General features: G+C 66.4%; 19 protein-coding genes. 11 read left to right on the top strand and 8 right to left on the bottom strand.

The features are described from left to right. The first annotated feature begins 2 nt into the window (after positions 1–2). From bcsZ to OKW35_RS44440, 5 genes are all read left to right on the top strand, one after another. Positions 3–1,190, top strand: a complete 1,188-nt coding sequence (gene bcsZ / locus OKW35_RS44420) for a cellulose synthase complex periplasmic endoglucanase BcsZ (RefSeq protein ID WP_184065256.1) — start codon at positions 3–5, stop codon at positions 1,188–1,190. Further along, positions 1,181–5,968, top strand: coding sequence for a cellulose synthase subunit BcsC-related outer membrane protein (locus OKW35_RS44425; protein ID WP_429555373.1), 4,788 nt, complete (start codon positions 1,181–1,183; stop codon positions 5,966–5,968). The genes bcsZ and OKW35_RS44425 overlap by 10 nt, the downstream gene beginning before the upstream one ends. Positions 5,969–6,505: 537 nt before the next feature. Continuing rightward, the gene (locus OKW35_RS44430; RefSeq protein WP_429555374.1) at positions 6,506–9,166 is read left to right on the top strand and encodes a response regulator; all 2,661 of its coding nucleotides are present in this window, start codon (positions 6,506–6,508) and stop codon (positions 9,164–9,166) included. Positions 9,167–9,375: 209 nt separating this feature from the next. After that, entirely contained in the window at positions 9,376–9,702 is a 327-nt protein-coding gene (locus OKW35_RS44435; RefSeq protein ID WP_184065265.1) for a transposase, read from the top strand. 155 nt (positions 9,703–9,857) lie between these two features. Next, complete coding sequence (locus tag OKW35_RS44440) at positions 9,858–10,124, top strand: hypothetical protein (RefSeq protein WP_184036397.1); 267 nt, start codon at positions 9,858–9,860, stop codon at positions 10,122–10,124. A gap of 28 nt (positions 10,125–10,152) precedes the next feature. Here OKW35_RS44440 and OKW35_RS44445 read toward each other — a convergent pair whose 3' ends face one another. Genes OKW35_RS44445 through OKW35_RS44455 form a run of 3 tightly spaced genes read right to left on the bottom strand, consistent with a single transcriptional unit; the run spans position 10,153 to position 12,560 of the window. Beyond that, positions 10,153–11,526 carry an ATP-binding protein gene (locus OKW35_RS44445; protein WP_429354063.1) on the bottom strand — a complete coding sequence of 458 codons (1,374 nt, stop codon included), beginning with the start codon at positions 11,524–11,526 and terminating at the stop codon, positions 10,153–10,155. Continuing rightward, entirely contained in the window at positions 11,523–12,236 is a 714-nt protein-coding gene (locus OKW35_RS44450) for a response regulator (protein ID WP_090806371.1), read from the bottom strand. Before OKW35_RS44450 ends, OKW35_RS44445 begins: the two co-directional genes overlap by 4 nt. A 27-nt stretch (positions 12,237–12,263) precedes the next feature. After that, positions 12,264–12,560 carry an EF-hand domain-containing protein gene (locus tag OKW35_RS44455; protein WP_429555375.1) on the bottom strand — a complete coding sequence of 99 codons (297 nt, stop codon included), beginning with the start codon at positions 12,558–12,560 and terminating at the stop codon, positions 12,264–12,266. 247 nt (positions 12,561–12,807) lie between these two features. Here OKW35_RS44455 and OKW35_RS44460 point away from each other — a divergent pair, with 247 nt between their 5' ends. Both OKW35_RS44460 and OKW35_RS44465 read left to right on the top strand, forming a co-directional pair. After that, the gene (locus tag OKW35_RS44460; protein WP_429555376.1) at positions 12,808–13,146 is read left to right on the top strand and encodes a hypothetical protein; all 339 of its coding nucleotides are present in this window, start codon (positions 12,808–12,810) and stop codon (positions 13,144–13,146) included. A gap of 318 nt (positions 13,147–13,464) precedes the next feature. Further along, positions 13,465–13,743, top strand: a complete 279-nt coding sequence (locus OKW35_RS44465) for a hypothetical protein (RefSeq protein ID WP_429555377.1) — start codon at positions 13,465–13,467, stop codon at positions 13,741–13,743. Here OKW35_RS44465 and OKW35_RS44470 read toward each other — a convergent pair. Further along, on the bottom strand, positions 13,732–14,982 hold the full coding sequence (locus OKW35_RS44470) for an arsenic transporter (protein WP_429555378.1): 1,251 nt from the start codon (positions 14,980–14,982) through the stop codon (positions 13,732–13,734). The genes OKW35_RS44465 and OKW35_RS44470 overlap by 12 nt on opposite strands. Positions 14,983–15,255: 273 nt before the next feature. On the opposite strand from OKW35_RS44470, the gene OKW35_RS44475 reads away from it, so the two are divergent. The 3 genes from OKW35_RS44475 (at position 15,256) to OKW35_RS44485 (ending at position 17,141) form a co-directional block, all read left to right on the top strand. Continuing rightward, positions 15,256–15,819, top strand: coding sequence for a cytochrome b (locus tag OKW35_RS44475; RefSeq protein WP_429555379.1), 564 nt, complete (start codon positions 15,256–15,258; stop codon positions 15,817–15,819). A gap of 116 nt (positions 15,820–15,935) precedes the next feature. Continuing rightward, positions 15,936–16,511, top strand: coding sequence for a YceI family protein (locus tag OKW35_RS44480; RefSeq protein ID WP_090810112.1), 576 nt, complete (start codon positions 15,936–15,938; stop codon positions 16,509–16,511). 48 nt (positions 16,512–16,559) lie between these two features. After that, the gene (locus OKW35_RS44485; protein WP_184065285.1) at positions 16,560–17,141 is read left to right on the top strand and encodes a YceI family protein; all 582 of its coding nucleotides are present in this window, start codon (positions 16,560–16,562) and stop codon (positions 17,139–17,141) included. Between the two features lie 32 nt (positions 17,142–17,173). Here the strand turns inward: OKW35_RS44485 and OKW35_RS44490 are convergent, their stop codons facing one another. After that, the gene (locus OKW35_RS44490) at positions 17,174–18,754 is read right to left on the bottom strand and encodes an EAL domain-containing protein (protein WP_429555380.1); all 1,581 of its coding nucleotides are present in this window, start codon (positions 18,752–18,754) and stop codon (positions 17,174–17,176) included. A 279-nt stretch (positions 18,755–19,033) separates the two neighbouring features. On the opposite strand from OKW35_RS44490, the gene dinB reads away from it, so the two are divergent. Continuing rightward, entirely contained in the window at positions 19,034–20,200 is a 1,167-nt protein-coding gene (gene dinB / locus OKW35_RS44495) for a DNA polymerase IV (RefSeq protein WP_184065303.1), read from the top strand. On the opposite strand, the gene OKW35_RS44500 is transcribed toward dinB, so the two are convergent. The 3 genes from OKW35_RS44500 to OKW35_RS44510 all read right to left on the bottom strand — a co-directional run bounded on the left by OKW35_RS44500 (position 20,167) and on the right by OKW35_RS44510 (position 23,963). Continuing rightward, entirely contained in the window at positions 20,167–21,639 is a 1,473-nt protein-coding gene (locus tag OKW35_RS44500; protein ID WP_184036356.1) for a heavy metal sensor histidine kinase, read from the bottom strand. The genes dinB and OKW35_RS44500 overlap by 34 nt on opposite strands. After that, positions 21,636–22,322: a heavy metal response regulator transcription factor gene (locus OKW35_RS44505; RefSeq protein ID WP_018424874.1), complete on the bottom strand. Its 687-nt coding sequence runs from the start codon at positions 22,320–22,322 to the stop codon at positions 21,636–21,638. The genes OKW35_RS44500 and OKW35_RS44505 overlap by 4 nt, the downstream gene beginning before the upstream one ends. A 105-nt stretch (positions 22,323–22,427) precedes the next feature. Further along, on the bottom strand, positions 22,428–23,963 hold the full coding sequence (locus OKW35_RS44510) for an efflux transporter outer membrane subunit (protein WP_429555878.1): 1,536 nt from the start codon (positions 23,961–23,963) through the stop codon (positions 22,428–22,430). Between the last annotated feature and the right edge of the window lie 22 nt (positions 23,964–23,985).

Here is a 23,985-nt window from a genome sequence, read left to right on the forward strand (position 1 = left end):
GAATGCGGTTTCGGATCAGCAGAAGAACCTCTTTTGCGCTCGCGCTCGGTATCGGCATGACGGCGTCGGCCAGTCTGGCGGGTTTGAGCGGCGCCGCTCAGGCCGCGCAGAACGGCGCTGCATGCGGCGACTGGGGCGCCTGGCAAAGCTTCGTGCAACGCTTCGTCCAGGCCGACGGCCGCGTGATCGATTACTCGACGCCGGCCCAGCAGACCACCTCGGAAGGCCAGTCCTACGCGCTCTTTTTCGCGCTGGTCGCCAATGACCGCGCGACCTTCGACAAGCTGCTCGGCTGGACCCGCGCGAATCTCGCGGGCAACCAGTTCGACGCCCAGAACCTGCGGCTGCCCGCATGGCAATGGGGCAAGAAGCCGGACGGCTCGTACGGCGTGCTCGATCCGAATTCGGCGTCGGATTCCGACCTCTGGATCGCCTACGATCTGCTGCAGGCGGGCCGCCTGTGGCACAACCCCGCCTACACGCAACTGGGCCAGGCACTCGCCGAGCGCATCGCGCACGACGAAGTCGCGAATCTATCCGGCCTCGGGCCGATGCTGCTGCCGGGGGCGCAGGGCTTCAGGAACGGCAACGTCACGCGTCTGAATCCGAGCTATCTGCCGCTGCCGGTGTTGCGCGCGCTCGCGCACGAGGTGCCGGACGGCCCGTGGGCCAAGCTCGCCGACAACGCTTATCAGTTCGTCAAAACCGTGTCGCCGCAAGGCTTCGCGCCTGACTGGGCGGCGTGGCAGAACGGTCGGTTCGTCGTCGATCCGAAGAACGGCGACGTCGGCAGCTACGATGCGATCCGCGTCTATCTGTGGGCCGGCCTCGCTTCGCCCGCCGATCCGCTCGCGAAGCCGTGGCTCGGCGCGCTCGGCGGCATGCGCGCGAAGGTCGCGCAGAACGGCTTCCCGCCGGAGAAGGTGTCGTCGACCACCGGCGCGGCGAGCGGCGAAGGCCCGCTCAGCTATTGGGGCGCGCTCGCGCCGTACTTCAAGACACTGGGCGACGAGCACGGACTCGGCCTCGCGCGCACGCGGCTCGCCGCGCTCGACGCGAACGTTCCGGGCCGTGAACCGGTGTACTACGATCGTGTGTTGGGTCTGTTCGGCACGGGGTTCATCGATGGCCGCTATCGCTTCGATGAAGCCGGCGGTCTCGTGCCCGCCTGGAGGACCGCATGCGATTGAACGCCCTCGCCGGGTCGCTGCATATCGCGCTGTCCGTCGGCGCGCTCTTGTGCGCGGCCGCGGCCGCGCCCGATGCGCTCGCGCAGGCGAGCAAGGATCCGCTGACAGTGCTGATCGATCAGGGCAAGTACTGGCAGTCGCATCAGCGCGGCGACCTCGCCGAGCAGGCCTGGCAGAAGGTGCTCAGCATCGATCCGAAGCAGCCCGACGCCCTGTTCGGCATGGGCATGGTGCTGGCCGACCGCAAGGACGGCGCCGGCGCGCAGCAGTACCTCGCGCGGCTGAAGGCGGCCGCGCCGAATTATCCGAATCTCGATGAGCTCGGCCGCCGCCTTGGCGAAACGAGCTCGCGCGACCAGACCATCAGCGAGGCGCGCCGGCTCGCGCAAGCCGGTCAGAGCGCGAGCGCGGCGCAGGAGTATCAGCGCGCGCTGGCCGGCAAGCCCGCCACGCCCCAGTTGCAGCTCGAGTATTACCAGGCGCTGTCGGCGACGCCGCAAGGCTGGGACGAAGCACGCCGCGGCCTCGAACAGCTCGTCCACGACAACCCCAACGACCCGCGTTTCGCACTCGCGTACGCGCAGCATCTGACCTATCGCGACGTTACGCGGCGCGACGGTATCGCGCGGCTGCAAAAGCTCGCGGGCGACACCTCGGTCGGCGCGGCGGCGAAAAAGAGCTGGCGCCAGGCGCTGCTGTGGCTCGACGCGCGGCCCTCGGACGCCGCGCTGTACGAGTCGTACTTCCAGACCGCTGGTGAAGATGCCGCCGTGAAGGCGCGCTTCGAATCGATGGTGCAGCAGGACAGCGCGGCGCGCGCCCGCGCGCAGGAAAACGCCGCCGCCGACGCGCGCGGCCGCGTGATCGCCGACGGCTTCGCCGCGCTCGACCGCGACGACATCGTGAGCGCGCGCGCCAGGTTCACGTCGGTACTCGCGAACAGTCCTAACGATACCGACGCGCTCGGCGGCATGGGCATCGCCGCGCTGAAGCAGGAGCGTTTCGCCGAGGCGCGCAACTACCTCGAGCGTGCCTCGCGCGGACCGAATCCGGCGCGCTGGAAAACCGCGCTCGACAGCGCGACCTACTGGACCTACACGAGCGAAGCGATCGGCGCGCGCAGCAATGGCGAGTTCGCGAAGGCGAAGGCACTGTTCGAGCGCGCGATCGCGCTGAATCCGTCCGACGTGACCGCCCAGGTGCAGCTCGGTGAAATGCTGCTCACGACCGGCGACCCGGCCGGCGCCGAGCAGGCATACCGGATGGCACTGCGCCGCCAGGCCGACAACCCGGACGCGATTCGCGGCCTCGTCGGTGCGCTCGCCGCGCAGGGCCGTGCCGACGAGGCGCTGCAGTTCGCCAATCAGCTGAACGCGCAGCAACAGGCGAAGGTCGGCGGCATCGACCGTTTGCGCGGCGACGCGCAGGCAGCGCAGGCGCGCGCGGCCGAAGCGCGCGGCGATCTCGGCAGCGCGCGCAGCCTGTTCGAAGACGCGCTGCTGAACAAGCCCGACGATCCGTGGCTGCGGCTCGACCTCGCGCGCATCTACGTGCGCCAGGGCGCGGTCGCGAATGCGCGCAGCATGATGGACGGTCTGCTCGCCGCGCATCCGGACATGACCGATGCGCTGTACGCGAGCGCGCTGCTGTCGGCGGAAACGCAGGACTGGTCGACCGGTCTCGCGCAGCTCGACCGTATTGCGCCCGCGCAGCGCACCGATGCGATGACGACGTTGCAGCATCGGCTGTGGGTGCATCGGCAGGCCGACCTCGCGACGCGCATGGCGAACAACGGCCAGACGCAGCAGGCCATCGCGATGTTGCGCGCCGCCGAGCCGGTGGCCGGCAACAACCCCGAATTGATCGGCGTGATCGCCGGCGCGTACCAGCAGGCCGGCGACCCGGCCCGCGCGCTCGCACTCGTGCGCGGCGCGATGAGCGCGGCGCCCGGCAACACCGATCTGCTGCTGCAATACGCGAGCATTCTGTCCGCGGCCAACCAGCATGCCGAGCTCGGCGCCGTGATGCGCCAGTTGCAAGGCATGCAACTGACGCCGCAGCAGCGCACTGACTTCAACAACCTGAATCTCGGCATCGTCATCCGACAAGCCGACGCGGTACGCCTGCGCGGCGATCTCGCGAGCGCCTACGAGGTGATCGCCCCGTGGCTCGCCGCGATGCCCGACAACCCCGACCTGCAGGCCGCGCTCGGCCGCATGTATGCGAGTGCGGGCGACGACCGCAACGCGCTCACGAGCTTCCGTGTCGCGCTGCAGCGCCGCCCCGACGATCTGAATCTGCTGCAGGCGGCGATCTCGGCCGCGGCCGGCGCGAAGCAGTTCAGCTACGCCGAAACGCTCGCGAACCAGGCGCTCGCCCTCGCGCCCAACGACCCGGGCGTGCTCGCGACCGTGGGGCGCATGTATCGCGCCCAGGGCAAGCTGTCGCTCGCGTCGACCTATCTGCAACGCTCGCTGGTCGCGGCCAATACGCCGCTGGCGGCGAACGCGCCCCGCAACGCAGGCACCAACGTGCCGCGCGGCTGGGAAGCGGCGATGGGCCAGATCGGCGCGACGCCGCTGCCGGGCACCAATCCATTCGAAGGCAAAACGGCGATCGTCCCTTCGGGCGACGCCGGCAATGCCGCGCGTCCCGCGCTTCCGTTCCTGAATACGCAGTCTTCCTCGCCGACGCAGACCGTGCCGAACTATCCGCCGCCCCTTCAGCCCGCGCCGTATGTCGCGCCCTATACGGCGCCCGCCGCGACGCCTTATAACGCGCCTGCCGCACAGCCCGCGCCGGTCGCCGCACCGTACGGAGCGCCCCGCTCCGCCGCCGAGGTCGGCGGCTACGGACAGGAATCCAACGGATCGAGCCAGTCGGGCGCGCCGTTGCAGCCTTATCCGGGGCAAGGTCAGGCGCCCGCCGGGCAGCCGATGCCGCGGCAGCAGTACGACGCGGGCTATGCGCAGCAGCAGCCCTATGCGCAGCAGCAAGCGTATCCGCAGCCACAGCCTTACCCGCAGCAGCAAGCGTATCCGCAGCCACAGCCTTACCCGCAGCAGCAAGCGTATCCGCAGCCACAGCCTTACCCGCAGCAGCAAGCGTATCCGCAGCAACCGGCGTACGGGCAACCGGCATACGGGCAGCAGCCCTACGGCGCGCAGGACGGCTATGCGGCCACACCGTGGCCTATGTCGCCGGCCGCGCGCCAAGCGCAGGCCAACGCCGCGTCGACGACGGCGCTGCCGTACGGATCGACACGCACGAGCACGCAGAAGAGCGCCAAGAAGAGCACGGCGAAAACGAGCCAACCCGCGCCGGTCTACGCGCAGCCGCCGCCGCCGTATCCGCAGCAGCAGGGCTACGCGCAGCCGTATCAGCCGTATCAGCCGTACCCGCCGCAACAGCCCTATCAACAGCAGCCTTACCCGAACCAGGGCTACTACTCGCAGCAGCCGTACATTCCGCAACCGCCGGCCGGCTACGCGCAGCCGTACTACCCGCCCGGCAGCAACGCGCAGAACAACCCGCAGTCGAACGTCGCGAACGCGCAGACGCTCGGCGTCGCCGAGGAGCTTGCGCAGGTCAATCGCGAGCAGTCGAGCACCGTGTCGGGCGGCCTGATCTTCCGCAATCGCGTCGGCGAGGACGGACTGTCGTCGCTCACCGACATCGAGGCGCCGATTCAGGGGCGTATCAAGGCGGGCAACGGTCACGTGGTCGTGACCGCGACCCCGGTCACGCTCGACGCAGGCACCGCGTCGAACAGCACGTCGACGCTCGCGCGCTTCGGCGCGGGGCTTTCGAGCGCGTCGTCGAAATCGGCGGCGCAGAACGGCACCAACAACTACGGCAGCCAGACCGCGAGCGGTGTGGGCCTGTCCGTCGGCTATGACAGTCGCAGCATCAGCGGCGATATCGGCGTGACGCCGATCGGCTTGCGCGAGACCAACATCGTCGGTGGCGCGCAATACAACGGCGGCATCACCGACAAGGTCTCGTACTCGATCGCGGTCGCGCGACGCGCGGTGACGGACAGCCTGCTGTCGTACGCGGGCGCGCGCGATGCGGCCGCCGGCCTCGAATGGGGCGGCGTCACGTCGAACGGCGCGCTTGCCAGCCTCAGCTGGGACGACGGCACGAGCGGCCTGTACGTGAACGCGTCGTATCAGCACTACATGGGCACCAACGTGCCGAGCAACAACGCGATCAAGGGCGGCGGCGGCGTCTACACGCGTCTGCTGAAAGACGCCGACCAGACGCTGACGGTCGGCGTGAACACGACGATCATGGGATACAACCGCAATCTGTCGTACTTCACTTACGGCCAGGGCGGCTACTTCAGTCCGCAGCAGTACGTGATCCTGAATCTGCCGGTCGAATGGTCGGGCCGCGCGGGCCTGTTTACATATGACGTGAAGGGGTCGATCGGCGTGCAGCATTATCGCGAGGATGCGTCGAACTACTTCCCGCTGAACGACGGCTCGACGCGGCAAGGCGACGCGGCGGCCGCCGCGCAATCCCTCGGCAACGGTCTGACCGCCGTCTACCCGGGTCAGAGCAAGACCGGCGTGTCGTATTCGATCAGCGGCGTCGGTGAATATCAGCTCGCGCCGCAGCTCGCGGTCGGGGCGACCGCGTCGCTCGGCAATGCCTATGAATATCGCGAGTGGCTCGCGGCCGTGTACGTGCGCTACAGCTTCAACAAGCAGACCGGCTTGCAGCCGTTCCCGCCGGTGCCGTTGACGTCGCAGTATCTGTCGCTGTCCAACTGACGGACGCACTCGTTGGGTGAGGTCGCGGCTTGCATTCGATGAATCGCAAGCCTCGTCGCCCCCGCTCTCACTTTCGTTCGCACTCCATTGCATAGCGCCGGCCATGCTCGAGATAGCCGGCCTCGTGGCTGCTCACGAGCTCGACGGCGGGTTTGGGGAGTGGATATCGTGTGATGTTTTCCTTCGCCATCGTACGGTGCGTTCCATTGACGTTCGAAGCTCGCGCAGGAATCGGGGACGGCAGCACGATTCGCACCTGAGCCACGCCGGAAATGCGGGCGCTTCTGCCGCTTTCGCCGCGCAGCAAACGGGCCTCGCGGTAAATGTCGCCCGCGCATCGAACGAGGTGCCAAATTGGTACGGTTTCGGACACGGGTGCTTACCCGGCAAAACCCCGAATAGCGTCTGCGATGCATCACCGATAAGGCGTTGTGCCCTACAATATTTGGGGTTCGCGAGGCTGCGCAACGCGCGCGAACCCTCGAAGCTTCGGTCAAGAGCCAATCATTTTCGACGTGATTTCACGTGGAGCGCTGCATGCCTTTTCCGGCACAAGACTGCGGCTGCGCTGGCTGGCGCGGCGAGATGGCGCGACGCATCAGCGAATTCGACTGGCGCGCCACCACCCTCGGCGCGATCGAAAACTGGCAGCGCAGTCTGACCTCGACGGTCCAGATGATGCTCGCCTCGCCGGTGCCGCTCGTGCTGTTGTGGGGCGAGCCCGGCTACATGATCTATAACGACGCCTATGCGGTCTTCGCGGGCGGGCGGCATCCGTATCTGCTCGGCCGTCCGGTCGAAGACGGCTGGCCCGAAGTCGCCGATTTCAACCATCACGTGATGGTCACCTGCCTCGCGGGCGGCTCGCTGTCGTATCGCGACAAGGCGCTCATGCTGCTGCGCGACGGCAAGCCGGAAGACGTGTGGATGGATCTGTACTACAGCCCGGTCGCGGGCGACGGCGGCGCGCCGGCCGGCGTGCTCGCGATGGTCGTCGAGACCACCGGGCGCGTGCTGACCGAGCGGATGCGCCAGCAAGCCGAAACCGAATTGCACGAGACCAACGAACGCCTGCAGCTCGCGCTGAACACCGGCGCGGTGCTCGGCACCTGGGTGCTCGACGTGCGCACCGGCGAGGTCACGGGCGACGAACGCTTCGCGCGGACCTTCCTGTTTGCGCGCGACAAAGCGTCGAAGGGCGTCGCGCGCGATGCCGTGACGCTGATGATCCACCCCGACGACCAGGCGCTCAACGACCGCCTGACCGCCGAAGCGATCCGCAGCGGCGAGCCGTTTCGCGCCGAGTACCGAATCCGGCGGCCTGACGGCGGCTATATGTGGGTACAGGCGAACGGCCGCTGCCAGTTCGATGAACACGGCGAACCGACGCGCTTTCCGGGCGTGCTGATCGACATTCACGATCGCAAGATCGCCGAACAGCAGCTTCTTCAGTTGACCGAAACGCTCGAGCAGCGCGTCGCCGATTCGATCGCGGCGCGCACGCTCGCCGAGGAACAGCTGCGCCAGGCGCAGAAGATGGAAGCGATCGGCAGCCTGACGGGCGGCGTCGCGCACGACTTCAACAACGTACTGCAGGTGATCAACGGCAATCTGCAGATGCTCGCCGCCGACGCCAACGACGACCCGGTCGCGCAGCGGCGTCTATCCGCCGCGACCGATGCCGTCAAACGCGGCGCGAAGCTAGCCGCACATCTGCTCGCGTTCGCGCGGCGTCAGCCGCTGTCGCCGACCGTGCTGAATCCGCGCCGCCTGCTGACCGGCATGAGCGAGATGCTGCATCGCGCGCTCGGCGAAACGGTGCGGATCGACACGGTGCTCAGCGACGATCTGTGGAACGTGCAGGTCGACCGCAACCAACTCGAAAACGCGCTGCTCAATCTCGCGATCAATGCGCGCGACGCGATGCGCGCCGACGGCGTGCTGACCGTGCGCGCGACCAACCGCACGCTCGACGCCGCGTTCTGCCGCGGCAAGCCGGAGTTGTCGCCCGGCGAATACGTGGAGTTCTCGGTTGCCGACACCGGCTCGGGCATGCCGCCCGAAGTGCTGCAACGCGTGTTCGAGCCGTTCTTCACGACCAAACCCGACGGCCACGGCACCGGCCTTGGCCTGTCCATGGTGTTCGGCTTCGCGCGGCAAAGCGGCGGGCATGTGTCGATAGAAAGCGAAGTGGGACACGGCACCACGGTGTCGCTGTTCTTTCCGCGCTGCTGCGAGGCGGAGACGCCGGAGACCGTCGATGGCACCGCGGCACCGGTCGGCGGCGGCGAAACGATACTCGTCGTCGAGGACGATGCCGACGTGCGGCTGACCGCGGTCGAAATGCTCGCGCAGCTCGGCTACAAGGTGCTGACCGCGTCGAACGGCGACGCGGCGCTCGAATTCATCGACAGCGACATGCCGATCGATCTGCTGTTCACCGACGTCGTGATGCCCGGCAAGCTGAAGAGCGTCGAGCTCGCGCAACGCGCGGCCGCGCGCACGCCACCGCTGCCTACGCTGTTCACGTCGGGCTATACGCGCGACGAAATCGTCCACCACGGCAAGCTCGACGCCGGTATCACGCTGCTGTCGAAGCCGTACCGGCGCGACGATCTTGCCCGTCTGGTGCGTAACGTTCTACGCGCGGGCGCCGCGCGCGCGGACCTCGCGGCCGGGATGCGCGAAGCGCGTATCGCCGCATGCGTGCCGCCCGCCGCGTACGAAAGCGCCAACACGTGCGCCACTGCGAAGGGCCCGCGGAAAGCGTCGAACAAAGAGCCGAAGAAAAAGCCGCACAAGCCGATCCAGCCGCGTGCGGCCCACGAAGCCGCGCGCGTGCTGTTCGTCGAGGACGACACCGAATCGCGCGAGGCGCTCGGCGAACTGCTCGGCGCGTTAGGCCTCGCTTGCACCGCGGTCGCGAGCGCGGAAGCAGCGTTGCCGCTCGCGAACACGCAACGCTACGACGTACTGTTGACCGACCTCACGCTGCCCGGCATGTCCGGCCACGAACTCGCGCGCGCGGTGCGGCAAGTGCAGCCGGAGATACGCGTGCTGCTGGTGTCGGGGTACGGTCGCAGCGCGGAGATCGGGGCGGCGATTCCGGGTGCACGGCTACTCGGCAAGCCGCTCGATATTGCGCAGTTGCGACACGAGTTCGCGCAATGGCTCGACCACACCGAAGCGGCGTCCTAGATGCTATGAGGGAGAGCAGCGTCAGCTCCTTCAACGTGGTCGCGGTAATCCCCGGCGCGTCGCAGATGAAGGTTTGAAAAGCAACGCTAGCATCATCGGACGCGAAGCAATCCGCGGTTCAGCGGACCAAACCCCGCGTAAATCCGGAATTAGAAGGAACCGCCCAAACCGTAAGATCGACATAAACCGGTCAGTCAGGTGTTCGCGGCATGCTAGATCTTCCTCTTTCCGATGACGCCTGGGCGCGCATCAGTCATCTGTTCAAGCAGGACCCGAAGAAACGTCTGGGCCGGCCCGCGCGTCCTCCGCGCGAGATCCTGGACGCGATTCTGTGGGTCGTCACGCGCAACGAGAAATGGCATCGGCTGCCCGGCACGTTTCCGCCGTCGCAGACGTGCTACATCAGGTGGCTGCAATGGCGCCGCACGGGCTTGATGAGCGCGATTCTCGACGAGCTCGGCCAGAGCGGTTGCGCGCTTGCATCGGCGTCTCGCGCGGATTCGGCGCCTCCGGCGGGGTCGACTGCCGACGCCTGAAATCGCGGCCTGGAATGGCATATATTGTTGGTAAGGATGAGTACCGCAACGGCGCAGCCCCGATCTGCATCAGCCGCGCGGGTGCGGGTATGATGCCGGGCGCGGTGCCCGCCGCACCCGCTTCCGATGCCGCATTTTTTGCCACGAGAACCATCATGCCTGCCCAACACGACGAAGCACCCGGCGCTCACGACACGACGGACAAGCCGAAACGCAAGACGCTGTCCATGTCCGTGCGCAATCTCCTGATGGTCGCCATTGGCGTCGTGATGTTCACGATCGTGTCGGGCGTCGTGCTGTACAACCCGATCATGTACGGCGACGAGATCCCGAACTTCGGCATCATCCTGATGCTGACCGTGCCGGTCATCGCAGGCGTCGCGTTTCGGGTCGGGCTCGACGCGTGGCTCGATCGCGAGTGAGCGGCAAGAACGCCACCGCCTCATCCCATCATGCCGCCTCGACCGGCAATACGACCCACACTTCGAGGCCGCCGCCGTCGCGCGGATGAAACTGCAGGCCGCCGCCGTGCAGCCGCGCGATCCGATCGACGATCGACAGCCCCAACCCCGTGCCGCCGCTATGCGCACGCGCATTGCGGCCGCGCTGGAACGGCGCCTTCAGCTTCTCCAACTCCTCCGCCGTCAAACCTTTACCGCGATCGCCGACCGCAACCGTGACCGCGTCCTGCGTCGCCCACGTGCGCACCGCAAGCCCGCTGCCGCCGTAGACGATCGCGTTCTGCATCAGATTCATCAGCAGCCGCATCATGCTGATCGGCCGATATCGAACGGCCGGCAAGCTGCCCAGCGACAGGTCGAACTCGTGCCCGAGCCCCGCGAAGTCGCCCGCGAGCCGTTCGATCAGCGCATTCAGATCGCCGGGCTGCGCTTCCTCGCGCTCGCCGCTGCCCGCGTAATCCATGAACTGCTGCAGAATCGTCTCGATCTGATCGAGATACGATTCGGCGGCGATCACGAAACTGCTGTCGGCCCCCTGCGGCATTGCCATCGCCATCGACAGGCGCAGCTTCGTCAACGGCGTGCGGATGTCGTGCGAGATGCCCGCGAGCATCAACGCGCGCGTCGCTTCGGCGTCCTGTAACGCGCGCGTCATCTGATTGAAAGCGCTGCCCACGGCGGCGATTTCGGCGGGGCCGTCGGTGGGCAGCGGCGCGGGCAGGTCGCCGGCGCTGACGCGCCGCGCCGCTTGCGTGAGCTCGTGCAACGGTTCGTTCAGGTGCAGCTGGATCGCGTAGCCGGCGAGCGCGGCGAGCACGCCGAGACCCAACGACAGGAAGATCGCCGCTTCGAGGCCGCTGCCCTGCGCGTCCTCGGGAACCGGCAGCGCGATCCAGTATGGCGCGCTGGCCAACGAACCGGCCGCGTGGTCGGACCCGGCAGCCGGCGCATGCATGCGAATCCACAGCCGCTGCGCGCCCTCGGTCTGCCACCGCACGGGCATATCGGCGGGCAGATGCTTCTGCAGGCTGTCGATGAAAACGCCGCGCTGATAGGTGCTGTACACCCGCAACAGATCGTGCGGCGGTGTGTCGGTCGCTTCGGGCGGCAACTGCTCGCGCGCGTCGAGACGCGCGGTCAGCGCCGCGCGCGAGGCGGGTGGAGTGGCCGCGAGCAGGTTGTCGAGCGTCGTCACGTAGGTCGCGAACACGGCCGCCGCGCGTTCGACGCGTGGCCGCTGCACGTAATGCAGCAGCACGACGATCGAGCAGATCTGGCTCAGCATCACGAGCGCGATCAACAGCGCAATATTGCGCGCGAGCAGCGTGCGCGGCAGCAGTGCGCGCGACAGTGAGCGCATCATGATTCGACATCGGCGACGAGCATATAGCCGACGCCCCAGACGGTGCGAATGAAACGCGGCTTCGACGGATCGTCCTCGACGATCTGCCTCAGCCGCAGCACCTGTACGTCGATGCTGCGATCGAGCGCGTCATGGTCGCGCCCTCGCGCACGCGCGAGGAGGTTGTCGCGGCTCACCGCACGATTCGGCGACGACGCGAGCGCGACCAGCAGCAGCATCTGCGCGGAATGAATCTCGAGCGGCTCGCCCGCGCGCGACAGCTCCTGCTTGCCGATGTCGAGCGTGAAGTCGCCGAAACGCACGCGCTGCGACGTCAGCGTGAGGTCGCCCGCGGCCATCTTCTGGCGGCGCAGCAACGCATTGATTCGCGCCACCAGTTCGCGCGGCAGAAACGGTTTCGCGAGGTAGTCGTCGGCGCCGGTTTCGAGGCCGGTCACGCGATCGAGCGGATCGCCCTTCGCCGTCAACATCAGGATCGGCAAGGTCTGCCCTTGAGCGCGCAGCTTCGCGCAGATCTCGAGGCCGTCCTCTTCGCCGATCATCAGATCGAGTATCAGCAGGTCGAACGGCTCGCGCTCAAGGTAGCGATTCAGGCGCTTGCCGTCCTCGGCCGCGCGCACGTCGAAGCCATGACCGCGCAGAAAGCGCAGCAGCATGTTGCGCAACTCGGCTTCGTCGTCGAGCACGATGATCCTGGCGGGGCGTTCCATCCGAAAGCTCCTCGATAACCGAGCCGCTCAGTGTGCGGCCCCGCGTTCCTGCATGAATGCCTCGATCTGCGGGAGCGTGATGTAGCCGGCCTTCTGCGTGTCGATCTCGTCGAAATGACGCGCGAGCAGCGGCATGCCGGCCGCTGCCTGGTCGCGCGTCAGCTTGCCGTCGTGGGTGGTGTTCGCGCTTGAAAAACGCGTTTGCAACTGCTGCTCCATGCGCTCCATCCGCTGCTGGCTGATACCTTGCGGCGCGGCGGCCTGAGCGAACGCGACGGTGGACGCGCAGCAGCACAGCAGCACGGTGGCGAGCAACTTCTTCATGACTGACTCCTTCGGTTGGAACATCGACCGTCGCCTGCCTGGGTGCCGCGAGCCGTTTCGATGACAGGCCGAATTGTTGGTCAGACGCCGCGCGATCGCAATTCGAGAATCATGTCGAATCATGTCACGGCACCGGGTGCCGCTGCAGCGTGACATCGAACGAAATGAGTTCGCGGTTTCGTTTTGCGGGCCTGCTGCGTATCGTTCCGTCTGCCGTTCGTCGGCATTCACGTATCAGGAGTCCCAAATGACTATCCGTCTCGCCTGCGCCTCGACTTTCACCGCTATCGGTCTCGCCTGTTCTTCCGCTGCCTACGCGAGAGTCGTGGTGTATCTGCCCGCCGCCGTGGTCTACGCGCCGCCGCCGCGGCCGGTCTACTACCCGGTGCCGGTCAATCCCGTGTACGTATCGGCACCGCCTGTCGCCGTGCCTGTGGCGGCCGCGACCATCGTCGCGGCGCCGCCCTGGCAGCCGGCCAGCACGACGGCCGCCGCTGCCGTGGTCGTGCCGCCCGCGCCCAACTATGCGGTGGTGCCCGCGCCGACGGTCAGCTATGCGCAACCGCTCGTGATCGCGCCGCGTTGAAAGCGCGCGCCGGGCCGTCGCGCGGGCGGTTTCGATCGCCCCCGAGACCGACCCACGCCGTTGACTCAGCATAGGACACGCGCCTCGCGGGCACGCCTGGTGAATTCCCGTTGTCCCGTTGAAAGGTGGAGCGCCGCGTAAAGCTTGCATGGAGTTTGCCGCTTCTTACCATCGCGCACCGCGCCAGGCGCGCGCCCGATGTGGCGCTCTGCGCCGGCACGGCTGATAGTGACTACATATAGGCGGGATGGAACGGACCTTGCGATCCCTGTCAGGTTCGCGCGCCCCTTTTCCCACCTTCTTTCCTGGACCTTTGTGATGAGCTACCAAGATATCGACAAGGAAATCGCCCACCTCGAAGTCGTTTTCAACGCACTTTCTGGGCGCGACCGTTTTCCGTTGTCGTACTGGCATCGTCGGCTGCATGCGTTGAACCGTTCGTCGATGGTGCCCGCGCAACGCCAGCGCGTCGCCCACCTCGAAGCAAGGCTGCGCTCGGTCGGCGCGCGACTGGACCAACTCGCCGGCGCGACGCGCGTCGGTTCCTGCACAAGCCCGCTGATGGCGGGCGGGTCCGGCATCCGTTCAGCCAATTAATATCCGCGCCCCAAGCGCCAGCACGAGCGCGGGCACCATCACCAGCGCGCCGACTTTCAGAAACTTCATGAAGCTGACGTCTTCGCCTTCGCGGCGAATCGCGTTGAGCCACAGGATCGTCGCGAGCGAGCCGGTGATCGATAGGTTCGGCCCGAGGTCGACGCCGATCAACAGCGCGTCGATCACGCGCTCGGGGCTATGCGCCTGCATCACGGTCGAACTCGCGATCAAGCCGGCCGGCAGGTTGTTGATCAGATTGCTGAGGAACGCGATGCTCGCGCCGGCCCACCCGGCCGCTTCCATTTCGTTGTGTTCGGTCGCGCGGCGCAACGCACCCGCGAACAGGTTGATCACACCGGTGTGATCGAGCATCTCGACCAGCACGAACAGCCCGGCGACGAGCGGCAACACGTTCCACGAAATTTCGCGCATCATCGGCAGCGGCGATCTGCGCTCCTTGATCAGCACGACGAGCGCGGTCAGCGTGCCGAGGATCGCGGTCGGCAGGCCGAGCTGGATGTCGTAGGCGGAGACCGTCAGCAGCGCGCCGGCCGTCACCGCGATGCCCGCGAGCGCGACGCGCCCGCTCGCCGAGAGCTCGATCGCGTCGAGATTTGCCTCGCAGACGCCAGCGAGCGCCTCGCGTTGCGTCCAGCGCAGCATCACGAAGGTCGCGGCGATCGACAGCACCGACGGCAGCGTGAAGCGCAGCATCCACGGTCCCAGCGGCGGCGTGTGATTGCCGTACAGCACGATGTTGGCCGGATTCGAAATCGGCAGCACGAAGCTCGCCGCATTGGCGACGAACGCGCAGACGAACAGCAGCGGCAGCGGCGGTGTCTTCGCTTTCTTCGCCGCCGCGAACACGGCGGGCGTCAGCACGACGGCGGTGGCGTCGTTGGAAAGAAACGCGGTGATCACCACGCCGAACAGATACACGAGCACGAACAGCTTGCGCGGCGAACTGCGCGCATGATTGACAGCGAGCACCGCGACCCAGTCGAACAGTCCTTCGCGGCGGCCGACTTCGGATAGCAGCATCATGCCGAACAGGAACAGATAGACGTCGGTGCCCTTGCCGATCGCTTCGACCGCGAGATGCAAGGGCAATAGGCCGAGGGCGACGAGCAGCACCGCGCCGGCGACGGCCCACACGGCTTCGGGCCATTTGAACGGCCGTATGATCACGCCGGCGGTGGCGAACGCGGCAATACTCCAGGAAAGAAAAATGGAATTCACGGCTTGACGCCCGGATAATGGGTTATGTCGGTGGCTGCGCAAAGCGCGCAACCTGTTGTTCGGGGCAACAAATTACCACAGCGGTACCACGGCGAGCGCTCCATAGCAGTGTGCGTGCCTTCATGCGCGGACCTTTCAGCGCGCATACCTCTCGACACGATTAACATCACCGCAACAACGATCTGTTCCCGCCCACCCGCCTATTCAGTTTGAATGGGCATCCCTACTATCCGCATTCTCACGCGGCTGCTCGCGAGCAACGGATAGAACACGATGCAAACACACGCTTGCGCTCCCACGCGCTACCACGGCGCGGCGATCGCACTGCACTGGCTGGTCGCCGCGCTGATGATCTGCGGCTTCTACATCGGCTGGATCATGACCGATATCCCCGGCTTCACGCCGACGAAGCTCAAGTACTTCTCGTGGCACAAATGGATTGGCGTGACCGTGTTCGCGCTGGCGCTGCTGCGGGTGCTGTGGCGCGCGACGCATCGCGCGCCCGCGCTCGATGCCGCGACGCCCGCGTGGGAGAAGGCCGCCGCGCATCTGGTGCACGGTCTGCTGTATCTGCTGATGCTCGCGATTCCGATGTCCGGCTACTTCTACAGCTCGGCGGCCGGCATTCAGGTCGTGTATCTGGGCATCGTGCCGCTGCCGACGATCATCGGTCCCGACCACGCGCTGAAGGCCGCGCTGCGCACGGTGCACGTGCTGCTCAATTACGCGCTGCTCGCGCTCGTGATCATGCACGTGCTTGCGGCGCTCAAGCATCAGTTCATCGATCGCGACGGATTGCTCGCGCGCATGGTGCCGTTTCTGAAGACCCGCGCATAACGATATGACGGCTTGAAGAAAGTCACAACTCCTGTCGATTGGTTACGACTGGTTGGCAATCAAATTCCTCGCGGTGTGCAATCAGGCCGCGAAGCTCGGATAGGATGCGTACCATCATGAAGACACCTTTTTATCTCTCCACTCGTCGCGCGACGCTCGCTTCTTTGGCGGTGCTTGCGCTGCTCGGCGCGAACCTCGCGCACGCCGACGTCGACCTCGCGAAAAGCAGCGTCATCGCCACGACCAAACAGATGAACGTGCCCGTCGACGGCAAGTTCAGGAAGTTCTCCGCGCAACTGAATTTCGATCCGGCGAAGCCGGCTGCGGGCAGCGCGAACGTGTCGATCGACACCGCGAGCTACGACCTCGGCGCCGACGACTACAACAAGCAGGCGCAAGGCAAGGAATGGTTCGACAGCGGCGCCTTCCCGAGCGCGACCTTCGTGTCGAGCTCGATCGCGCCGGCCGGCGGCAACCAGTACAAGGTGACCGGCAAGCTGACGATCAAAGGCAAATCGCAAACGGTCGTCGTGCCGGTCGTGATCGCGAGCCAGGGCGCCACGCAAACTTTCGACGGCTCGCTGCCGATCAAGCGCACGCAGTTCGACGTCGGCACCGGCGAATGGAAAGACACGTCGGTGGTCGCCGACGAAGTCGTCATCAAATTTCATCTGGTCGCGGCGAAGAAATAACCCACCACGCCGCAGCACCGCCTTACCCTTCGACCTCTGGAGTCCAACTTGAAGCAATCCTTCCTGCTCGCCGCCGGCGCGCTCGCCGCTGCATGCTCGTTCAACGCGATGGCCGCCGCCGAAACCTACCTGCTCGATCCGACGCACACGTCGCCGAGCTTCGAGACCGACCACTTCGGCGGCCTGTCGATCTGGCGCGGCAAGTTCCAGAAAAGCAGCGGTACCGTCGTGCTCGATCGCGCGGCGAAGACCGGCACGGTCGAGGCGACAATCGACCTGACCTCGGTCGGCATCGGCAACGACAAGCTCAACGAGGAACTGGTCGGCGACAAGTTCTTCGACACCGCGAAGTTCCCGACCGCGACCTACAAGGGCACGCAGATCCGCTTCGACGGCGACAAGCCGGTCGAAGTGATCGGCACGCTGACGCTGCACGGCGTCACGAAACCGGTCAACCTGAAGATCGAATCGTTCAAGTGCATCCAGCACCCGATGCTGAAGCGCGAAGTGTGCGGCACCGAATCGGTCGCGACGTTCAATCGCGACGATTTCGGCATCGATTTCGGCAAGGCGTACGGCTTCAACATGAAGACCACGCTGCATATCCAGGCCGAAGGCGTCAAGCAGTAAGCGCATCACGCCCGGCACGGCCGGGCGCCGAACTACTGGATCGCGGGCTGCGCCGGCGCGTGCGACGCGCGGCGCGCCTCCAGCCACGCGACCAGCTCCTCGCGGCGCATGGCCTTCGCGAACAGCCAGCCCTGTCCGTACTGAACGCCTCGGCGCAGCAGATACTCAACCTGCTCGTCGCGCTCGATTCCCTCCGCCACGACTTCCACCCCCAATTCGTGCGCCATGTCGATGATATGCGGCGCAACGATGCTCGACGCCGCATCCCGGGCGATCGTGTCGACGAACGATTTGTCGATCTTCAGAGCGTCGATCATGAAAGTCTGCAAATAGGCGAGGCTCGAATAGCCGGTGCCGAAATCGTCGATATAGACCGGGTGGCCGGCGCTTCGGAAGGCCGCGATCGTCTGCCGGGTCGCATCGGCGTTCAGGCAACTGCGCTCGGTCGCTTCGATCCTGATCTGCGCGGGACGCAGGCCGGTTCCGGCGAGCCTCGCGGTGATCAGGTTAAGAAAGCGCGGCGTGCGCAGATCCTCGCCGCTCACGTTGACCGACACGTAGAACCACGGCCGCGAACGCAATAGCTCTGTCAGGTCGTGGAGCGCTTTATCGAGCACGAGGTCGGTCAACGACTGGATCAGGCCATGCTGCTCGGCCAACCCAATGAAAATATGCGGCGAGATCTCGCGTCCGTTCAGATTCCATCTGGCCAGCGCTTCGACACCGACGCATTCGTTGGTCGCGAGACTCACGATCGGTTGATAGGCGACGTCGATGATTTTGCGCGAGATCGCCCATTCGAGCGATGCCCGGAACGACACCTGTCGCGAGATCCGTTTGAACGCGAACCAGCCGAACCCGGCGCCCATCGCGACGCCTATCGACAGCCACGTCGCCAGCAGGCCGGGCCAGTCTCTCAGCAGGCTGGTGCGCCGGCCCTTGACGACGACGCCAAGCGCGCGCGTCGCCGAACGTGCGACCGCGTAGTTCCATTCATCGCTATCGACGCGCCCCGCCCGCTTCCATGCATGGAGCATCTCGTCGGGGTCCGCGCCCGTCGACAGCGCGACGATCGAGTTCAGGCCGGTGTTGATCGTGGCGATGGGCCTTCCCTCCGGATCCATCACATCGACGTATGACTGCGGATCGATTGACACGTACTCGCCGTTGCGCCCGATCTGTATGTCCTCGCGCACGTCGCTGAGCGGATTCTTTTGCTGGAACCAGACCAGGTAGCCGTCGTTGCTTCGCCAGCGCGGCGGCGGCAGTTCGACATTCTGCGTCCGAACGTCGCCGAACAGCGGCGAGCAAAGATAGCGCCCGTCGCCGTACGCACCTGCGTCCCGGATGTAGCGGTAGTTGAAAATCACATGGGCGGCGCGCTCCAGGTATTCCGGCGAACACGGCGCGCCGTGCTCGGCCTGCAGGTCAGCGATCGCCGCAAAACCCTGATACGTGACGAGTTCCGTGCGCATCACGGCCTTTTCCGCGTATTGGCGCAAATCTCGCTGCTCGCGGCGTGTGACGTCTTCGTTCGCGATATAGATGCTGATCAGGACCGGCAGCACCGTTGCGGCGCAGCCGAGTGCGATATACGCCGAAATCAGCGACATGCGCTGGATCATCTGTCGAGCCCCGTGGTGAAGCGGTCGCGGCGAAACCCGCCGGGAGCGGCAGCGGCCCGGCATGGACCCCGTACGCAAGCGGCGGAGTTCAGTGTCAAGCATAGTTTCTGAACCCGCTTTTTCAACAACGCGTCGAACGACACGCGTGCGGCCGGCCGCGCCGGCCCTGACCGGCGGCGAGCGCTGCAAGGTACCATTACGGGCTGGCGGCGTCGCGACGCGCGCCGTCACCCCTTTCGTTCATTGCCATCGCCCGCTTCAACTCCCATGAATTCGCCAACCCGCCGCATCGCGCACCTCGACATGGACGCGTTTTACGCGTCCGTCGAACTGCTGCGCTATCCGGAGTTGCGCGGGCGCGCGGTGGTGATCGGCGGCGGGCGCAACAGCGCGCCGCAGGTGCTCGAAGACGGCAGCAGGCGCTTCGCGAAGCTGCGCGATTACGCGGGCCGCGGCGTCGTGACCACCTCGACCTACGAGGCGCGCGCGCTCGGCGTATTTTCGGCGATGGGCATGATGAAGGCCGCCGCGCTCGCGCCCGACGCGATCCTGCTGCCGACCGACTTCGATTCATACCGCCACTACTCGCGTCTTTTCAAGGCCGCCGTCAGGACGTTCACGGACCGCATCGAGGATCGCGGCATCGACGAGATCTATATCGACCTGACCGACCTGGCGGGCGAACCAGCCGACATCGGCCGGCGCATCAAGGACGCCGTTCATCAGGCCACCGGTCTCACGTGTTCGATCTGCGTCGCGCCGAACAAGCTGCTCGCGAAGATCGGCTCCGAACTCGACAAGCCTGACGGCCTGACGATCCTCACGCCGGCCGATATACCGCTGCGCGTGTGGCCGCTGCAGGTACGCAAGGTCAACGGCATCGGCCCGAAGGCCGCGCAGAAGCTGACCACACTCGGCCTCGCGACGGTCGGCGATCTGGCCGCCGCCGACGCCGGGTTGTTGCAGGACAACTTCGGGCGCAGCTATTCCGCCTGGCTGATGCAGGTCGCGCAGGGTCACGACGAGCGGCCCCTGGTGGTCGAATCGGAGCCGAAGTCGATCAGCCGCGAGACCACGTTCGAGCGCGATCTGCATCCGCGCCACGATCGACCGGCGTTATCGAGCGCGTTTACGGGGCTGTGCGTGCGTGTCGCCGACGATCTCGTGCGCAAGGGTTACGTGGGCCGCACGATCGGCATCAAGCTGCGTTACGACGATTTCCACACCGTCACGCGCGACCTGACGCTCGACGAACCGACCGCCGACGCGACCGAAATCCGCCGCGCGGCGACCGAATGTTTGCGACGCGTGGAGTTGAACCGCAAGCTGCGGCTATTGGGCGTGCGCATCAGCACGCTGACGTCGGCCAGCGAACAGGCGCTGAAGCCGCGCCTGCCGGTTCAGGCCGACTTGCCTTTCGCGAGCGACGAATAGGCGCTGTCGCCGGCGACGCCGGTCGCGTTCGCACGCATGGCCGGCACGTCGCCTGACGTGGACAGCGCCGACGCCGCCACCGAAAACGAGAACGTGTTGACGCCGTTGGCGCTGTGCGCGGACACGGTGCCGCGATGCATCTCCGCGATCGCCTTCACGATCGCGAGCCCGAGCCCGTGGTTTTCGCGGCTATTGGTGCGCGAGACTTCCGCGCGATAGAAACGGTCGAACAGATGTTCGAGGACGTCCGGCGCGATCGGCTCGCCAGGATTTGCCACGGCGACGCGTACCTGGTCGCGCATCGGTCCTTTCCCGCGCGCGATCGTCACGCTGATCGACGCGCCCGGCTCGCAATGCTGGATCGCGTTCATCAGCAGGTTCGTGCACGCGCGGCCGAATAGCGACCGGTTCACGCGCGCGAACGCATCGCCGTGCAACTGCGCATGCACGTGCGCCTCTTCGAGCGGAATCTCCAGAAACTCGAGCGTATGCGCGAGTTCCGCCGCGAGCGACACCTCGACGAGCCCCGTCGCGCGTTCGCCCTGATCGGCGCGCGCGAGGAACAGCATGTCGTTGATGATCGTGCGCATCCGCTCGAATTCTTCGAGATTCGATTGCAGCGTGTGGCGCAGATCGTCGACCGAGCGGTTGCGGGTCAGCGCGACCTCGGTCTGGCCGATCAGGATCGTGACCGGCGTGCGCAGTTCATGCGCGACGTCCGCGTTGAACGATTCGAGCCGGCCGTAGGCGCCGTCGAGCCGTTCGAGCGCGCCGTTGAACGAGTTCGCGAGGTCGTTCAGTTCGAGCGGCAGCGACGCCGTATTGAGCCGCTGCGAGCGGTTGTTCGGGCTGACCGCCGATGCGTCGCGCGTCAGACGCGTGAGCGGTGCGAGACCGATGCGCGTGACCGAGTAGCTGAGCAGCAGCACCGCGAGACTGCCGAGCGCGGACAGCGCCGCGAGCGCCGAGCCGAACACGCGCATCGTGCGCAGGTTCGGTGAATAGCTCGACGCGACCTGCAACTGCACCGGCGGCCGCGCGGCGTTGGCGGGCAAGGTCACCGTCGAGGTCAGCATGTCGGGGCCGCCGCCCGCCGGCGCGATGCGCGCATAGCCGCCCGGCCAGCTCTTCGTGACGGTGCCCTGCACCGGCGTGCCGAAGTGATAGCTCGGGTCCGCGCTCGTCACCGAGTACACGGTGCTGCCGTCGTGCGGCGTCATGTCGGTGAGTTTTTCGCGGCACATCCGCCATTTTTCGGGCGTCACCGCGTGATAGACGATGATGCGCGCGATCTGCGTGCGATCGTCGAGCGACTCGCGCAGATGATGCTCGAGCTGCGTGCGCAGCACCAGAAAGAGCCCCGTGCCGACGAGCGTAAACACGAACAGCGCGACCAGCGCGAACATCGACGCGAGACGGCGGGCAATCGAACGGTTCATGATGTCTCGGCTTCTTCGCGCACTTCGAGCACGTAGCCCATGCCGCGCACCGTGTGCAGCAGCTTCGACGGGAACGGGCCGTCGAGCTTCGCGCGCAGCCGCTTGATCGCGGTTTCGACGACGTTCGTGTGGCTGTCGAAGTTGACGTCCCACACGAGTTCGGTGATCGCGGTCTTCGACAGAATGTCGCCCTGACGGCGCGCGAGCACGCTGAGCAGTTGAAACTCTTTGGCGGTCAGGTCGAGGCGTACGCCGTCGCGCGTCGCGCGGCGGCCGATCAGATCGACGAACAGATCGCCGACGGAAATCAACGTGGATTCCTGCGAACGCGTGCGGCGCGCGAGCGCATGCAGACGCTCGACCAGTTCGAGGAACGAGAACGGTTTGGTCAGGTAGTCGTCCGCGCCTTCGCGCAGGCCGCGCACGCGGTCGTTCACGTGATCGCGCGCGGTCAGCATGATGACCGGCGTCGACTTGCGCATGCGCAGCGCCTTCAGCACGCTGAAGCCGTCGCGCTTAGGCAGCATCACGTCGAGGACGATCACGTCGTAATCGAATTCGGTGGCCAGATGCATGCCTTCCTCGCCGTCGAGCGCGACATCGACGACCCAGCCCTGCTCTGTCAAACCGGAGCGCAGGTAGTCCACCACCTTGTGCTCGTCTTCAACGATCAGCAATTTCATCCGCGTCCCCATGCCACGTTTGGCGGTCAACTGTCCATTATACGAAACGCCCCTAACGCCTCGCGCCGATCCCACTCCCTCGGCATGGAAGCTCTGCCGGGCGATTCAGTGTGCAGGAGCCGGCATCTCCTTCTGCTGCGCGCCGCCGGCTGGCGCTTGCTGCGGCGATGCCGTAGCACTGGCGACGTTCGCTGTCGCGTTCGTAGGAGTAGCCTCGTTCCCGGCCATTGCGCCACCTTGCGCGCCGCCCTCCCAGCCGCCGCCGAGCGCCTTCACGAGCGCCACCGACAGCGTCAACTGCTGGCCGTGAATCTGCACGTCCGTGCGCTCGCTGGTCAGCAGCGACTCCTGCGCGTCGATCACGTTCAGATACGCGACGAGGCCGCCCGAATAGCGATCGTTCGCGAGCGACAGCAGCCGCTGCGCGTCCTCGACCGCCTCGCGCGACTGCTTCGCCGCGCCGTCGAGCACCGACAGTCCTGTGATGCCGTCCTGTACCTGCTGGAACGCGCTCAGCACGGTCTGCCGATAATTCGCCTCGGTCGCCTTGTAGCCCGCGCTCGCGTACTGGACGTTGGCCGCGCGCCGGCCGCCGTCGAAGATCACTTGACCGACCGTCGCGCCGAGCGTCCACATCAGCGTCGGCGCGCTCAGCAGATTGGCGAACTCGGTGCTCTCCCAGCCGATGCCCGGCGTCAGCGTGAGGCTCGGGAAGAACGCCGCCTTGGCCACGCCGATCTGCGCGTTGGCCGCCGCCATCGCACGTTCCGCCGAGGCGACGTCGGGACGCCTTTGCAGCACGTCGCTCGGCACGCCGAGCGGTACGGTCGGCGCCTTGATGTCGAGTACCTTCGGCTCGATCGCGAACTGCGGTGCCGGCACGCCGACCAGCGCGGCGATCGCATGCTCGAACTGCGCGCGCTGATTGAGCAGCAGTTGCGCCTGCACGCGCGTCGAATCGAGCTGCGATTTCTGCTGCAGCACGTCGAGGCCCGATACCGAACCGAGATCGTGCTCGGTGTTCACGTAGTCGAGCGCTTTCTGCTGCAGCTTCACCGACTGGTTCAGCACGTCGATCTCGCGGTCGAGCTCACGCAGCGAGAAGTAGTCGGTGGCGAGGTCGGTCGTCAGCACGAGGCGCGCGTTCGCGAGATCGTCCGCCGACTGTTCGGCCGACGCCTGCGCGCCCTCGACCTGACGACGGATGCGGCCGAACAGATCGGTGTCATAGCTGATCGTCGGCCCGAGCTGGAGGTTGTTCTGCACCGTCGATTCGGTCGGCGTCGCGTAGTTCGTCAGCGGCCGGTCGTGCGAAATACGGAAGCGCGAGGCCTGTGCGTTGAAATCGACTTCCGGCACGCGCTGCGCGCTGGTGTTCGCGAGCGTCGCCTTCGCCTGCTCGTAGTGCGCGCTCGCGGCGGCGAGCGTCTGGTTCTGCGCGAGTGCCTGGGTTTCGAGCGTCGCGAGCGTCGGGTCGGCGAAGCCCGTCCACCAGTCCGGCGCGATCGGCGCATGCGACGGCGCGGCGACGCGCCAGAACGAATCGGTGTGCCATTCGGGCGGCACCTCGGCCTGCGGCCGCTGATAGTCCGGGCCGACCGTGCACGCGGCGAGCAGCGCCGCGCCGGCGCACGCGCTCAGCGCGGTGAAGACAGTGCCACGC

The organism is Paraburkholderia sp. MM5477-R1 (genome assembly GCF_050436385.1).
GTDB lineage: Bacteria > Pseudomonadota > Gammaproteobacteria > Burkholderiales > Burkholderiaceae > Paraburkholderia > Paraburkholderia tuberum.

Bases quoted from the DNA above. Each gene is read 5' to 3' on its own strand.
- OKW35_RS44480 (WP_090810112.1), top strand. From the start codon at position 15,936: ATGAAGACACCTTTTTATCTCTCCACTCGTCGCGCGACGCTCGCTTCT.
- OKW35_RS44465 (WP_429555377.1), top strand. From the start codon at position 13,465: ATGAGCTACCAAGATATCGACAAGGAAATCGCCCACCTCGAAGTCGTT.
- OKW35_RS44475 (WP_429555379.1), top strand. From the start codon at position 15,256: ATGCAAACACACGCTTGCGCTCCCACGCGCTACCACGGCGCGGCGATC.
- OKW35_RS44500 (WP_184036356.1), bottom strand. From the start codon at position 21,639: ATGAACCGTTCGATTGCCCGCCGTCTCGCGTCGATGTTCGCGCTGGTC.
- OKW35_RS44450 (WP_090806371.1), bottom strand. From the start codon at position 12,236: ATGGAACGCCCCGCCAGGATCATCGTGCTCGACGACGAAGCCGAGTTG.
- OKW35_RS44460 (WP_429555376.1), top strand. From the start codon at position 12,808: ATGACTATCCGTCTCGCCTGCGCCTCGACTTTCACCGCTATCGGTCTC.
- OKW35_RS44445 (WP_429354063.1), bottom strand. From the start codon at position 11,526: ATGATGCGCTCACTGTCGCGCGCACTGCTGCCGCGCACGCTGCTCGCG.
- OKW35_RS44435 (WP_184065265.1), top strand. From the start codon at position 9,376: ATGCTAGATCTTCCTCTTTCCGATGACGCCTGGGCGCGCATCAGTCAT.
- OKW35_RS44505 (WP_018424874.1), bottom strand. From the start codon at position 22,322: ATGAAATTGCTGATCGTTGAAGACGAGCACAAGGTGGTGGACTACCTG.
- dinB (WP_184065303.1), top strand. From the start codon at position 19,034: ATGAATTCGCCAACCCGCCGCATCGCGCACCTCGACATGGACGCGTTT.
- OKW35_RS44425 (WP_429555373.1), top strand. From the start codon at position 1,181: ATGCGATTGAACGCCCTCGCCGGGTCGCTGCATATCGCGCTGTCCGTC.
- OKW35_RS44490 (WP_429555380.1), bottom strand. From the start codon at position 18,754: ATGTCGCTGATTTCGGCGTATATCGCACTCGGCTGCGCCGCAACGGTG.
- OKW35_RS44440 (WP_184036397.1), top strand. From the start codon at position 9,858: ATGCCTGCCCAACACGACGAAGCACCCGGCGCTCACGACACGACGGAC.
- bcsZ (WP_184065256.1), top strand. From the start codon at position 3: ATGCGGTTTCGGATCAGCAGAAGAACCTCTTTTGCGCTCGCGCTCGGT.
- OKW35_RS44455 (WP_429555375.1), bottom strand. From the start codon at position 12,560: ATGAAGAAGTTGCTCGCCACCGTGCTGCTGTGCTGCTGCGCGTCCACC.
- OKW35_RS44430 (WP_429555374.1), top strand. From the start codon at position 6,506: ATGCCTTTTCCGGCACAAGACTGCGGCTGCGCTGGCTGGCGCGGCGAG.